Origin of the sequence: Paenibacillus sp. FSL E2-0177, from assembly GCF_037992975.1 — a bacterium.
GTDB classification, from domain to species: Bacteria; Bacillota; Bacilli; order Paenibacillales; family Paenibacillaceae; genus Paenibacillus_AQ; species Paenibacillus_AQ odorifer.
This window is the reverse complement of sequence record NZ_CP150307.1, coordinates 1,241,876-1,256,334: the sequence shown is the minus strand read 5'-3', so window position 1 is coordinate 1,256,334 and position 14,459 is coordinate 1,241,876. Positions and strand designations below refer to the sequence as shown.

The following is a 14,459-nucleotide window of genomic DNA, read 5'->3' as shown; positions in this document are numbered from 1 at the left end:
TGAGGTCTGAACTTATTATCAGGAGGGGCTACCTATGAATAAAGAGAATTCAATAACCTGTGAAATCCTCGTAACAAGTGATCTACATGGACATTTTGGGCCCGTCGATTACCGCACGGGGGAGAAACGACCAGCAGGCTTAGCAACAATTGCTACCCTCATTAAACAAGAAAGATCCCATACTCCTGAGCTGATCCTTATAGATAACGGTGATCTTATTCAAGGCACACCGTTAACTTATTATGCAGCTACACATTATAGTAATGAGCTGAATCCGGGCATAGCTGCACTAAATGAATTGAAATATGACGCTGCAATTATTGGCAACCATGAATTCAATTTTGGCAAAACTCTGCTGAATAAAGCCGTTCAGGATTCCTGCTTTCCTTGGTTATCAGCTGGAATTATAGATAACACGACAAATCAACCCGCCTTTGGTAAACCCTATATCATCAAATGGGTAGATAAAATCAAAGTAGCCGTTCTAGGGGTTACGACGCATTACATCCCCCACTGGGAGAACCCTAGCCATATTGAAGGGCTTCAATTTGAGGATTCGCTAGAGACTGTAAAGCATTGGTGTGCCATTATACGGGCAGAAGAGCAGCCTGATCTGCTCGTTGTAGCTTACCACGGCGGATTCGAACGCGATCTAAGCAGTGGAGAACCTGTAGAAAGACTAACGGGGGAGAATCAAGCCTACGCCATGTGTACAGAGGTAGAGGGCATAGATGTGCTAATTACCGGACATCAGCACCGCTCCATAGCTGGAGAGTTAAACGGTGTTACAATCATACAACCTGGTTGTAATGGACTTTCCCTCGGTAAAATCTCGGTTATTTTCCAAAAAGAAAATACACACTGGAAGATTCAGCGTAAACATGCCGAGCTCCTTAACGTTAATGAGACAACAGCTGCAGATGAAATAATCCTAGAGCTGAGCAGTACTCTTGAATCAGAAACACAAACTTGGCTGGATGAGAGAATAGGAACGGTTATCGGGGACCTGTCTATTTCCAGTGCTGATGAATGCCGCTTAGCTGACCACCCTTTTATAGAATTTATGAATAAGGTACAAATGGAGGCTACTGGCATAGATATTTCTACAGCAGCCTTACTCAGTAACGATTGCAAGGGTTTCAGCGAAACCATCACACGCAGAGACATTTTATCGAACTTCATTTATCCCAACACCTTAACCGTCCTAAGACTGACAGGACAAGATATTAGAGAGGCCTTAGAACAAACCGCTAACTATTTCCAACAAGACGAGAACGGAATAATAATCGTTAACCCCGCCTACATCGAGCCTAAACCGCAGCATTACAATTATGATATGTGGGAAGGAATACAATACGAGCTTGATACCGCTAGACCTGCAGGCGAAAGAGTCCTCCATCTGCTGTACCAAGGACAGCCTATAGAGGACTCTAAAGAATATGAGGTTGTTATGAACAATTATAGAGCCAGCGGTGGCGGAGATTATGAGATGTATAAGGGTAAAGCGATTGTTCAAGAAATTATGATCGACATATCTGAAATTGTCACGGACTACATTGAAAAGCATGGCCAAATTGAAGCTACCTGTGACCATAATTGGAGAGTTGTTTAGGCTTTAGCGATGAACACCCCAATATCGCTCTCTATCAGCTTCAACGCACTTCTCCAGAAGTCGACGGAGTGAACATCTAGATCCATTGTTTTTGCTACATCAACAATATTATGTTTGCTGGTATCCCTAAGGAACTGGCGATACTTAGGGGCGAACTCTTCGCCCCTCTTTAAATATTCCGCGTACAGCCCTTTAGAGAATAACAAACCAAAGGAATACGGAAAATTCAAAAATTCATTACTAGCCATAAAATATCCAGCTTTGTTCATCCACATGTACGGATGGATTGTACCCGGGTCAATGCCCTCACCATAGGCTTCCACCATACAGGCAATCATCAATTCATTTAGCTCTTGAACAGACAGCGGGCCTAATGCTCTTCTCTCATATAATTTGATCTCAAATAAATAACGGGCATAAAAGTCTACAAGATAATAACCGGCATCAGAAATACTTCTCTCCAGAATAAGCAGAGCTTCCTTCTCCGTTGAATTTGTAATTATGGCATGGTTCACTATCGTCTCACAAAAAATCGAAGCCGTTTCAGCAATCGGAATCGGGTAATCCGTATTCAGCATCGTTTCATTAGCCAGACAGGAGCTATGATAGGCATGGCCGAGCTCATGGGCAAGGATACTAATATCTATGGCATTTCCGGTGAACTGGGTCATAATTCTGCTCTCGCCAATCGGGAAAATATCAATGCAAAGTCCATACCCCCCTTTGCCTGATCTAGGTTCTGCATCAATCCATTGCTGATCAAAAGCCTTCTGAGCAAAACAAGACAGTTCCTCACTAAAGGTTGCGAAGCTCGAGAAGATTGTATCTTTGGCGTTAGCGTATGTAATTTTCCCGTTTTCTACACCGACTGGTGCAAAAATATCGTAAAAAGGCAGCTTTGCCGGATGTCCCAGCAGCTCGGCTTTCTTTTGATAATAGGTATGAAAGGCTGGCAGGCTCTCCCGAAGAGCAGTGAGCATAGCGGCTAAAGTCTCACTGTCCATTCTCGAAGCGATTAACACTTTTTCCAAAGAAGATTGATAACCCCGCATGCCATAAATCGTCAGCGCCTCACCACTAATGCCATTTAAGCTGGCTGCGCAGACCTCAGCAATACGACTACAGGCTTCTGCCTCCGCTTCATAAGCAGCTTTTCTTAAGCTGGCATTATTCTCATAAGCCATACTTCTTAGCTCCGCAAGTGTCACTTTTCTAGTTTCCCCATCTACCACTAGATCTGCAAGTGCACTTGAAGTCCTCTCCATATACAGTCTGCTCCATGCTTTGGATCCTGTACTCTGCATTTTGGCTATGGCCATTTCAAGTTCTTCGCTTAACTCATAGCGGGATTGTAACAGGAGTTCTCGCAAATAAAATTGATGCTCCATTAGATAAGGTGAGCTAACGATAAGCTCATCCATATGATCACAAGTGCTAAACCAGCGCTTAAAAGCCACAACTACCCCGATGATTTCTGAATTGGCCTCCTCAATATCATCAGCAAGATTCATGCCTTCCTCGGAGCCACGATCTGCGTTGAGTGTTAACTCTGCATAAGCTAACAAGCATACATATATGCTTTTATAATCATTATAAATTCTTAAAAAGCCCTCCACAGGCATGGCTGTAACGTCTTTTACATTCAAATGGTGCTCAGCCCACCGCTTTAAATCTTGTATATGCTGGGCCAGTAGCTTGCGATCCCTTTTTAACTGCTCCGATTCAAAGGAAGGATATAAACTATCTAAGTTCCATGTCATATTCATTCGCAAATCTCTCCCCCTTCGATTCCTATTCTTCTAAGCATAATCCATACCACCAGAAAAGTGCATCGACATAATTTACTTCTTCTCTTCATACACAAAAAAAGGACCCTGCCAACGTCCGGCAGGGTCAAAGTCTATATTATAAGGGGGTTATGTGATTACTATAACCCTCTTAGCTTAAAATAATATGAATAGTAGATAAAGATTGGCTTAATCTCCGAACCCTATTGACTTAAGGTTGAAGGATTCACTCTAGCCTTGTTAATCTGAATCCCCACATACACGATAAGGAACAACACCATAAACCCAGCCGAATAACGATACATTATCCCATAATCAGTTGCTGCCGAGATTGCCCCCAGAATAATGGCTCCGCTGGCTACACCCAAATCCGTTGAGTTATAGAACATACTGTTGGCCATACCATATTGTGCAGGTGTTGAGGTGCGAAGCATCCAAGCCTGGATCGTTGGCTGAATAGCACCGAAACCAAGTCCATACAGCAGTGCAGAAACGATGAGCATTGGCATAGAGGTCGTATAAGAAAGCACAGTTAAGCTTGCAACGACGCAAACCGCCGCCGGAATTAGGACAGAAGCTGGTCCTCTTTTATCAAATAATCTGCCGGAGATAGGTCTTATAATGATGATCGTAACCGCATTAAATAAAAAGAACAAACCCACTTGCTCCAGATGAACTGATTCGCCGAATAAAGCGATAAAGCTTAGCAATCCCCCGTAGGTAATTGCCAACATGACATTTAGAATGGCAGGCAATACTAACTTTGTATTAAACGGAACCTTGAGAGGTTTGGTGGATTCGCTTTGAGTTGGGGTAGGCTTTTTTTTCGGTTGCGCTGGAAGTGAACGAGAAAATAAAAGTACTGGAAAAGCAAGAAGTAAAGTTACCATACCGATCATAGCCAGTGTTCCAAAACCTGATTGTTTCATCACATTCAAGCCAATCATTGGACCGATCGACATCGCCAGGCTGGTGGATAAACCGAAATAACCTATCCCTTCACCCATTCTTTTGCTTGGAATAATCTGTGAAACAATCGTTGGGATAATCGTGCTGGCAATCCCGAATCCAATCCCATAGCCCACACGCATCAGCAGCAGTGATCCGATAGAATCTGCTACAACATAAAGGCCGGTAATAGCGGCGGCAATTGCTAAGCCAATATATAATAATACATTGCGGCTAACCTTTCGCATCAGAAAAGCGGTCATAAAACGTGAAGCGATCGCAGTTAATGCAAAGACGCTGGTAACGAGGCTGACCATAATATCTCCGGCCTGAAATTCGCTTTTTACGTAAGACGGAAACGAAGATAACAACATCTGTAAATTCATAAATAAAAATAAAGCACTAATCGTTAAAGCAATAAAAGATTTGGTCCATAATTTCGTACGTAGTTCTTGTTGTTCTAACATAACTTGCCTTCCTACTCTCCATCTGTTATTTGATCTACATGATTGTTTATTCTTAGCAGCAATTCCATGAGCAACTCATATTCCTTACTAGAAATACAGTTCATAATCTCTTCTGTCACCTTATCTTCAATAGGAACGGTTTCCTTCACCAGAGACCTTCCTTTTTCCGTAATATAGACTTTAAAAGAACGCCGATCGTTCTCACCGGTTCTTTTATAGATCAGTCCCTTTCCTTCCAAATGATCCAGAATTCGCGTTGTAGTTGGCTTATCCTTACCAGAGCGCTTAGCAATGTCCTTCTGAATCAAACCTTCCGTTCTGTCAATATGAAAAAGGACTGACCATTGCTCCGGTGTTATATCATGTTCTTTCAGCCCACTTTGAAATAACATGCTTAATTTACGATAAGTCGTGCCCATCATAAATCCTAACGTAAGCTCGGATTGGTTATGCTTTGTCGTCATGATCGTATCCCTTCTCAATTAACACTGTTTTAATAGTTGCTTAAACAATTATATTCCTAACAACTAATTTTGTAAAGGTGAAGCAAAGCTATAAACTAACTATTATAAAGTTGCTTGACAAAGCACACTATGTGCGGTATTATTATCTCATCTTAAAGATACTTAACTTAAAGACAACCAGAGTTTACTACTCTTGAGATAAATAATTTTTAAAGGTTGTGTACTTCATGGGATTTCTAGACAAACTATTTGGTAGAACAAAAATTGAGGAGGAACAAACAATGTCAAAATTAAACATCGGTATTATTCTCGGAAGTACTCGTCAAGGTCGTTTAAGCCCGCAAGTAGGAGAATGGGTTAAAAAGATTGCGGATGCACGCGGGGATGCTAATTATGAGATCATAGATATTGCAGATTTCAAGCTTCCACTATTGGGTGAGGCTGATGCAACTGAACAAGCAACAGCATGGAACACTAAACTTGCTACACTAGACGGTTTCGTATTTATCGTACAAGAATATAACCACAGTATTTCTGCATCACTGAAAAATGCGCTCGATTATGCCCGTGAAGCTTGGAATAATAAAGCAGCAGGTATCGTAAGTTATGGTTCCGTAGGGGGCGCTCGTGCAGCTGAACATCTACGCGGAATCTTGGGAGAACTATCTGTAGCAGACGTTCGTGTACACCCTGCATTGTCACTGTTCACTGATTTCGAGAACGGAACTGTGTTTAAACCAGCGGATCTGCATCTTACCAATCTTAATGGGATGCTGGATCAAGTCTTGGCTTGGAGTGGCGCATTGAAAACTCTACGTTAAGATAGCGCCTTACCCCTCTGTTATGTTATGAAGTACACCCTTTAGAATAGACATTTGATAAACCTTTGGTTTGTCCGGTCGATTCTAGAGGGTGTATTTTTTATGTGTGATGAAATGAGCACCCTGTGTAGAATCTAATCTGGTATAATCGGCGGGGATTTTAATCTACAGCAAGGAGCAATGATTATGTGGTTTATGTTTGCATTATTAACAGCCTTCGCTTGCGGAGGGGCTGACTTATTTTATAAAAAGGGGACCGATAGTCAGGATCGGTATAGCCATATTAAGATTGTCATTATCGTGGGGATAGTCATGGGTATTCACGCAACAGCTTATATGCTCATTCAAGGATTAACCTTTGATCCTATGGACTTAATCCGATATTTCCCTGTGTCTGCACTCTATATCCTGTCGATGGCAGTTGGTTATATTGGACTCAGATATATTGAGTTATCCATTGCCTCCCCCGTACAAAATTCATCTGGCGCTGTAACGACGATATTATTATTTATCTTTTTCACCCATGAGCTAGGGGCGCTTGAAATCGTTGGTGTTGCCGTTATCACCTTGGGCATTATCGGGATCGCCATCTTGGAAAAGAAAGCAGAACACCAAGCGCTTCAAAAGAGCACCACACAGATTGATAAAAAATATCAGATTGGCGTGATCGCCATCATTTTTCCAATCCTATACTGCCTAATCGATGGACTTGGCACCTTTGCCGATGCTATTTATTTGGATGAACTCAGCCTGATTAGCGAAAAAGCAGCTCTGCTCGCGTATGAATACACCTTCTTTATATGTGCTATCTTGTCTTTTACATACCTGAAATTTTTTAAAAAGGTAAAGTTCAACCTATTTAAAGAACGGGATAAGGGCTTCGCAGCCATTCTGGAAACGACCGGACAATTCTTCTACGTATTTGCTATGTCCAGCAACGCGATTATCGCGGCACCACTTATTGCTTCATACAGCATTTTTTCCGTAATATTATCGCGAATCTTCCTCAAAGAAAAACTAAGCAAGGCACAATATGCCGTTATTATCGTTGTGATTCTAGGGATTGCTTTGTTGGGGGTTGCGGACGAGCTGTAGCTTCGGTACACAAAAAGACCTGCTAAGTAGGCTTCATTGCTTACTAGCAGGTCTATTCTATAGTTGCTTATTCCGGCCTATCTATTGTAAAAATCTCTCCAAGGGTTGCGTAATTATTTCCCGCCAAACGGCTCACAGCGTTTAGAACTCTCGGGTCAATATGCCCTTCCTGATAGATCGATTCATCGATATGGAATTGAACAATTTCGCCAATAAACAAGTCACTCCCAGGTTCTTCGCCCCCTAGAGGAATTGCTTGAACAAGCTTGCACTCCATCCGCACCTTCGCTTCCAAAACGCCAGGCACAGCTACACTTGTACTTTGAATCGGTGTAAGATTCGCCAATTCAATTTCACTTTCAGAAGCAGGTAATGTGGCTGCAGTCTGATTGATCTTCGCAACATTCTCCTCATCTACAATATGCACAACAAACTGTTGATTATCGTAAATATTACGGGCTGTATCTTTTAAACGACCTGCCGGTCTTTGAATAGCCAATGAAACCATTGGAGGATTGGACGAAACGATATTAAAATAGCTAAAAGGTGCACCATTTAAGAGACCCTCTTCTGATTGTGTTGTGACAAAGGCTATTGGCCTAGGAATAATAGTGCCAATTAATAATTTGTAATTTTCCCGTTCACTGTTGTGCTTTGGATCAATTGAAATCAATTTCCTCAGCCCCTTCTTCACTCTTTCACAAAGTCGATCGTACTTCTAACGGTATCAATAGGACGGACTAACTTCTCAATTTGCTCACGTTTAGGTTCCAAGAAAGGTGGCAAAGAAAGCTTCTCGCCAACGGTCTCATATTCCTCATCTCCCATAAATCCTGGCCCGTCAGTGGCAAGCTCAAACAATATTTGTGGTGCAACACGTGTATACAACGACTCGAAGAAGTGACGATCTACATATCCTGAAGTTTGGAATCCAAAGCCTTCAAAACGCTCTGTCCACTCGTCCAGCATCGCACGATCCTCTACACGGAAAGCAGCATGGTGAACAGTCCCAAAACCTTGGCGTGAATTCGGTAAGAACTCATTATGCTCTACAATAATTTGTGCACCGTTTCCGCCTTCGCCAACTTCAAATAAATGATACGTCTCTTCCTGAGCAATTTCTTTAAACAACATCACTTTCTCCAATACTTCTTTGAAGTAGTTGAAATCAGCAATTCGTACAAAGATCGGTCCCAAGCCAGTTATTGCATACTCCAAAGGGATAGGTCCTTTTTGCCACGGTGTACCTGATACGACACCTTTATTCAATTCATCTGAAATAAGTTGATACTGTTGATCATCGAAATCTACGAAGGATAATGTCTTTTTGCCGAATTGCTCTTTAATGCCGGTATGCTTCACTGCAAGCCGATCAAAACGCTTAACCCAGTAGTCTAATGAAGCATCTGTTGGTACCCGGAAGGATGTTTTCGCAATCTCGTTAGTTCCATGAACCCCTTTAGGGATGTTAGGAAAATCAAAGAAGGTCATATCTGTTCCGGCGCTGCCCTTATCATCTGCAAAAAACAAATGATACGTCTGAATATCATCTTGATTAACTGTTTTCTTCACTAGACGCATACCTAACACGTAAGTAAAAAACTCGTAATTTTTCTCTGCGCTGCTTGTGATGGCTGTAACGTGGTGAATCCCTTTTAAGTTTCTCATTGTTATACACTCCTAATGTTTAGTTGATTTTGACTCCTAATATAATTCCCAAGAACAAAAAGGTTTAGTTTAATTATCTTAATGTTAAGATATCACTTAAAAAAAAGATCTTTTTCTACTGTACAAGCTCTTTGGTGGATAGCATCGAGTTTTTATCTTCACTTTAAATATCTTTAACTTAAGATAAGTTTAGCACTGAATCTGTAGGAAGTCAACGCTTTGAAGCTTTCCATATAAAAAAGGCTCCACACAAGTTCAATGAACTCGTATGAAGCCGGGATATTTTATATCATCTCATTAGGTTAAGTTATGATGCTGAGTGATGACCGCTGCTTGGCTTTGATGATCCATCTTATAACATATCAACGTAATCACACAGGCCAATATCGCCAGGATGGCAGCAGCTACAGGAAGAGAGATTAATCCTCCATGCCCGGCAACCACTCCACCGATCGCGGACCCGCCTGCAATTCCCAGGTTTGAGGCTACTGGATTCAATGAGGCAGCAAGATCCTTCGTTTTTGGTGAGAACTGCTTAGCTAAGTCAATCAAATAGAGCTGCGCAGGGGCGCTCACAATACTCGACATCATGGCTAGAGCCATTAGCACAATCATTCCTAGAATGGAAACAGATGCGGTCATACTAAAGATAACATAGACCACAGCTTGGATAAGGAACACGAATCTCAGCTTACTAACCGCATTACCGGTCGCAACCTTGCCACCAATCCAGTTGCTGACAATCGTGGCAATTCCGTATACAAACAGCACACCGCTAACCGAGCTTTTAGGAACGTTCATGACTTGCTCCAGAATAGGCGTAATGTAAGTGTACATCACAAATACGGCTCCCACTGCCGTAACCGGAATGAGAAATGCAAGAATAATGCGGCCGTTTGTGAGCAGTCCGATCTGATCCTTGAGTGAGCTAGGCACAGGTTTCGGTAATTGGCGTGGAATATAGATATAATTTAGGACTATGGCAACTCCAGCTAATATCCCATTCAGAACAAACGCTGCTGGCCAATTAAAAAACTGCCCGACGAAAGTACCGATCGGCACACCAAAAACATTCGCAATAGCAAAACCACTCAAAATTGTAGCAATCGCTTTGCCTCTCTTCTCCTGATCAACCGCTTCATTCGCTACCGTAATGGCTACAGAAAGAACAAAGCCACATAGTATGGCAGTAACTATTCTAGTCACCAGCAGCATACTGTAAGTTCCAGTTACAGCACTCCACAAATTTAGCAGTAAAATCAATACAAGTGATACAAGAATCGTAATCCGTTTCGGAACACGGCTGCACAAGGACATCATAATTGGTGTGCCAATGGCATAAGAAATCGCGAAGCCAGATACCAATCCCCCGGCTGTCGCAAGCGTAACTCCGAGGCTTGAGGATATTTCAGAGAGTAAACCAACAATAATATACTCCGTCGTACCCAGAATAAAAGCCATAAAAGTAAACGAGAAAATCAATGCGTTCTGACGTGTTGTTTTCATGGTGCTCTCCATCCTGTTTATCTCTATTTTTATATGAACATACCTTACTCATAATACTCATTTAGACTATATTGAGCAATCCTATTTTTCATAAAAAAGAAGCTTCCCACAAGTTCAAAGAACTCATGAGAAGCTTCTAGTTTAAGCCGGTGGCAAAATAATTAAGGTAATGACTTGTTCCTCGGAATAAGATCTGGCTGTTCCAGGTCCATCCGCATCTGCTTTGAACTTAATGAGATAGGTCCCGGGTGCCGGCATCACTTTATTATGAAGTTCAAAAGCGATATCCGAAACACCTATGTTACTTCCTGTGAAAGTTAACGTATGCCCATTATTGCTAATTTGATCACTCGTCGGATGTGTCCATCCACTAATGGTATAATAGTCGTTTGTGGTAAAGGTAATGCCTTCCAGCGTTACCTGAATTTCAGCATTCGTAAAGCTTTCTCCGGAGAAAAAGTCGAAGCGAATGCGCGATTGTGTAGAACCCGTTATCAGTTGTTTTGTTTTTGAACCGCCACCTCCGTCAAAGCCATATATAGAGCTAGTAACCGTAGGTGTGGTCAGAATACCATAAACAAGCTCAATCGTAACCGCATGCGCAGCGTTCTTCGTTGATTCATTATTGGATGAATCCTTAGCGGTAATCACGAAACGATACGTTCCTGCGTTCAGATTCCCAATATTGGCCGCACTCACAGCTCCATCTGCTGCACTAGTGCCTAATGCGAGGGCTGTTCCTAATTCGTCGGCATCTACTTCACCGTTCTCATTCGCATCCGTCCACAGGTAGGCTTGTACCGCTGCTCCTTGCTCCCCAATAGCTCCCGCTAACCCGCCAAGCTGATCTTGTGTCCCATTGTAGTTGTCGATCGCCTCGAACTTGGTTGCGTCCACTACCGGTGCACTCGTATCCGGAACTTCGTTTTTGCTTAAGGTCACCGTAACCGCATGGGCAGCGTCCTTCGCCGATTCATTATTGGATGAATCCTTAGCGGTAATCACGAAACGATACGTTCCTGCGTTCAGATCCCCAATATCGGCCGCACTCACAGATCCGTCTGCTTCACTGATGCCTAATGCGATGGCTGTTCCTAACTCATCGGCATCTACTTCACCGTTCTCATTCACATCCGTCCACAGGTAGGCTTGTACTGCTGCTCCTTGCTCGCCGATGGCTCCCGCTAACCCGCCAAGCTGATCTTGTGTCCCGTTGTAGTTGTCGATCGCCTCGAACTTGGTTGCGCCCACTACCGGTGCAGTCGTATCCGGAACTTCGTTTTTGCTTAAGGTCACCGTAACCGCATGTGCAGCGTTCTTCGCCGATTCATTATTGGATGAATCCTTAGCGGTAATCACAAAAGTATACGTTCCTGCGTTCAGATCCCCAATATTGGCCGCATTCACAGATCCGTCTGCTGCACTAGTGCCTAATGCGATGGCTGTTCCTAATTCTTCGGCATCTACTTCACCGTTCTCATTCGCATCCGTCCACAGGTAGGCTTGTACCGCTGCTCCTTGCTCCCCGATGGCTCCCGCTAACCCGCGAAGCTGATCTTGTGTCCCATTGTAGTTGTCGATCGCCTCGAACTTAGTTGCGTCCACTACCGGTGCACTCGTATCCGGAACTTCGTTTTTGCTTAAGGTCACCGTAACCACATGTGCAGCGTTCTTCGCTGATTCATTATTGAATGAATCCTTAGCGGTAATCACGAAACGATACGTTCCTGCGTTCAGATCCCCAATATTGGCCGCATTCACAGATCCGTCTGCTTCGCTGGTGCCTAATGCGATGGCTGTTCCTAACTCATCGGCATCTACTTCACCGTTCTCATTCGCATCCGTCCACAGGTAGGCTTGTACCGCTGCTCCTTGCTCGCCAATGGCTCCCGCTAACCCGCGAAGCTGATCTTGTGTCCCGTTGTAGTTATCGATCGCCTCGAACTTGGTACTTTCAACCATAGGTGCATTTGTATCTGAATTGCTGCTATGCTCACTTTGCGAAGAGGAAGACCCTCCAACAACAGGAGTAGGCACTGTTACCGGCTCTTTACTCGGTTGAGCAGTTGGGGTGGAGGCGGGCTGCTCAGTGTTTCCGTTCTCCTTAAACTTCAGAAACTTAGAGGCTACTAGAGCTACGGCCTGACGATCTACTTTGGCATCAGGATTAAAAAAATTATTATATCCGGTAATCAATCCATATTCCACAGCAGCAGCTATAAAATCTTTGGAATAATCAGCAATTTGGCTACTATCAGCAAATTGCAAAGTTCCAGCTTTACCCGTAGGATTGACTCCCAATGCTCTCACGAACATGACGACCATATCCTGACGTGATAAATTTTGCCCCGTACCGAAAAGATTACTGCCTGTACCCTTAATCAATCCGGCTTTGACAGCTGCCTCTACATAGCTGTATGCGTAGTTGCTTGTGGGAACGTCCAGAAAGGTTGGCAGTGCAGGAGGGTTTGAAACATCCAGCTTTAATGTCTTTGCTAAAATAATTGCAAAATCCTGCCTTGTAATATTCGACGTAGGATAGAACTTACTCTCTCCGACACCGGTCACTATCCCCTGATCGAATAGCTCAACAATCGCTTTCTTTGCGTATGAGCCATCAATATCAATAAAGGAAAGCCGCTGCCGATCCTTTGGTCGGCATAATGATAGGGCTTGATAATACAGCAGCAGCCAATATAGAGCTTATCCATTGCTTTTTGTTCACTTGCTTATCCCCCTGTTCTTTGGATGCGTTATGTCGTTTGTCTATAATCGATTCGTTAACACGATTCGACTTTATATTACAAACTTTTCATCTACAGGATTATAACAAGTATCAATAAACAGATTATAAACAAATAGCCATGGATGAACATTCTCATATCATTGATTCTGTGCATCAAACGAAAAAAAATGATACTATGTATGATGGGTATAGGACTTTGCTATCCTTATATCGTTTTTATATATTACAACAAGAGGAGATAATATGAGTAACGAACAAAACTTTTGGCTTGATTTACCGAAGCCGTTTTTTATATTAGCGCCCATGGAAGATGTCACAGATGTTGTATTTCGGCACGTCGTTAGTGAAGCTGCAAAACCCGACGTATTTTTCACAGAATTCACAAATACAGAAAGCTATTGTCACCCTGTAGGAAAAGACAGCGTACGTGGTCGATTAACGTTCACAGAAGATGAGCAACCGATTGTCGCTCATATTTGGGGTGATAAACCCGTATTTTTTGAACAGATGAGCATTGATATGAAAAAACTTGGTTTTCGTGGTATCGATTTAAACATGGGGTGCCCAGCACAAAACGTTGCATCGAATGGAAAAGGTGCTGGATTAATAAAACATCCTGAAGTTGCAGCAGAAATTATTCAAGCAGCAAAAGCAGGTGGATTGCCGGTTAGTGTTAAAACAAGATTAGGATACTCTGATATTGACGAGTGGCGCGATTGGCTAGGACATATATTGAAACAAGATATTGCGAACCTTTCCATTCACCTTCGTACAAAAAAAGAGATGAGTAAAGTAGAGGCACACTGGGAACTAATCCCTGAAATAAAAAAATTACGCGATGAAATTGCTCCAAATACGTTATTAACTATTAATGGAGATATTCCTGACCGCGCAACAGGATTAAAATTAGTAGAACAATACGGCGTTGATGGAGTCATGATTGGCCGCGGCATTTTCACCAATCCATTTGCCTTTGAAAAAGAACCTAAAGAACACAGCGCGAAGGATTTTCTCAATTTACTTCTTTTACAGTTGGATCTTCACGATAAATATTCAAATGAACTTGAGCCACGTTTATTTAAACCACTTCTTCGCTTTTTCAAAATCTATGTTCGTGGATTTAGAGGCGCAGGCGAACTAAGAAATCAATTAATGGATACAAGATCAACAGATGAAGTACGTCGTTTAGTAAAAACTGTTTTAGAGCAAGAATTAGATTAAATTATACCCACAAAAAAATGAGAGACCTCTCAAAAGTTCAATGAACTTATGAAAGGTCTCTCATTTTTGTACTATGTGGTCAAATGGTGTTTCCTCTCAAGGAAACTCATCATCGAATTGCTTC

Annotated in this window: 11 protein-coding genes; 4 read left to right on the top strand and 7 right to left on the bottom strand. The window is 42.5% G+C overall.

The window, feature by feature from the left end:
- The first annotated feature begins 34 nt into the window (after window positions 1-34).
- On the top strand, window positions 35-1,612 hold the full coding sequence (locus MHI25_RS05510; protein WP_339246663.1) for a bifunctional UDP-sugar hydrolase/5'-nucleotidase: 1,578 nt from the start codon (window positions 35-37) through the stop codon (window positions 1,610-1,612).
- Here the strand turns inward: MHI25_RS05510 and MHI25_RS05505 are convergent.
- The 3 genes from MHI25_RS05505 to MHI25_RS05495 form a co-directional block, all read right to left on the bottom strand.
- Complete coding sequence (locus MHI25_RS05505; RefSeq protein ID WP_340395088.1) at window positions 1,609-3,378, bottom strand: M3 family oligoendopeptidase; 1,770 nt, start codon at window positions 3,376-3,378, stop codon at window positions 1,609-1,611. The two genes, MHI25_RS05510 and MHI25_RS05505, sit on opposite strands and share 4 nt — an antisense overlap.
- 224 nt (window positions 3,379-3,602) lie before the next feature.
- Window positions 3,603-4,814, bottom strand: coding sequence for an MFS transporter (locus MHI25_RS05500; RefSeq protein WP_076130619.1), 1,212 nt, complete (start codon window positions 4,812-4,814; stop codon window positions 3,603-3,605).
- An 11-nt stretch (window positions 4,815-4,825) separates the two neighbouring features.
- Window positions 4,826-5,278 (bottom strand): MarR family transcriptional regulator, encoded by a 453-nt coding sequence (locus MHI25_RS05495; RefSeq protein WP_036676493.1) that lies wholly within the window; start codon window positions 5,276-5,278, stop codon window positions 4,826-4,828.
- Window positions 5,279-5,559: 281 nt separating this feature from the next.
- Between MHI25_RS05495 and MHI25_RS05490 the strand changes: the two genes are divergently transcribed.
- Window positions 5,560-6,099, top strand: coding sequence for an NADPH-dependent FMN reductase (locus tag MHI25_RS05490; RefSeq protein ID WP_036676495.1), 540 nt, complete (start codon window positions 5,560-5,562; stop codon window positions 6,097-6,099).
- Between the two features lie 186 nt (window positions 6,100-6,285).
- Window positions 6,286-7,194, top strand: a complete 909-nt coding sequence (locus MHI25_RS05485; protein ID WP_340395087.1) for a DMT family transporter — start codon at window positions 6,286-6,288, stop codon at window positions 7,192-7,194.
- 67 nt (window positions 7,195-7,261) lie between these two features.
- On the opposite strand, the gene MHI25_RS05480 is transcribed toward MHI25_RS05485, so the two are convergent.
- The 4 genes from MHI25_RS05480 to MHI25_RS05465 all read right to left on the bottom strand — a co-directional run bounded on the left by MHI25_RS05480 (window position 7,262) and on the right by MHI25_RS05465 (window position 12,990).
- The gene (locus MHI25_RS05480; protein ID WP_038568951.1) at window positions 7,262-7,867 is read right to left on the bottom strand and encodes a flavin reductase family protein; all 606 of its coding nucleotides are present in this window, start codon (window positions 7,865-7,867) and stop codon (window positions 7,262-7,264) included.
- Window positions 7,868-7,884: 17 nt separating this feature from the next.
- On the bottom strand, window positions 7,885-8,862 hold the full coding sequence (locus MHI25_RS05475) for a ring-cleaving dioxygenase (RefSeq protein WP_076187299.1): 978 nt from the start codon (window positions 8,860-8,862) through the stop codon (window positions 7,885-7,887).
- A 297-nt stretch (window positions 8,863-9,159) separates the two neighbouring features.
- Window positions 9,160-10,368, bottom strand: a complete 1,209-nt coding sequence (locus MHI25_RS05470; RefSeq protein WP_036676501.1) for an MFS transporter — start codon at window positions 10,366-10,368, stop codon at window positions 9,160-9,162.
- 141 nt (window positions 10,369-10,509) lie between these two features.
- On the bottom strand, window positions 10,510-12,990 hold the full coding sequence (locus tag MHI25_RS05465; protein ID WP_340395657.1) for an S-layer homology domain-containing protein: 2,481 nt from the start codon (window positions 12,988-12,990) through the stop codon (window positions 10,510-10,512).
- A gap of 367 nt (window positions 12,991-13,357) precedes the next feature.
- Between MHI25_RS05465 and MHI25_RS05460 the strand changes: the two genes are divergently transcribed.
- Window positions 13,358-14,335: a tRNA-dihydrouridine synthase gene (locus MHI25_RS05460; RefSeq protein WP_076129221.1), complete on the top strand. Its 978-nt coding sequence runs from the start codon at window positions 13,358-13,360 to the stop codon at window positions 14,333-14,335.
- The last annotated feature ends 124 nt before the right edge of the window (window positions 14,336-14,459 follow it).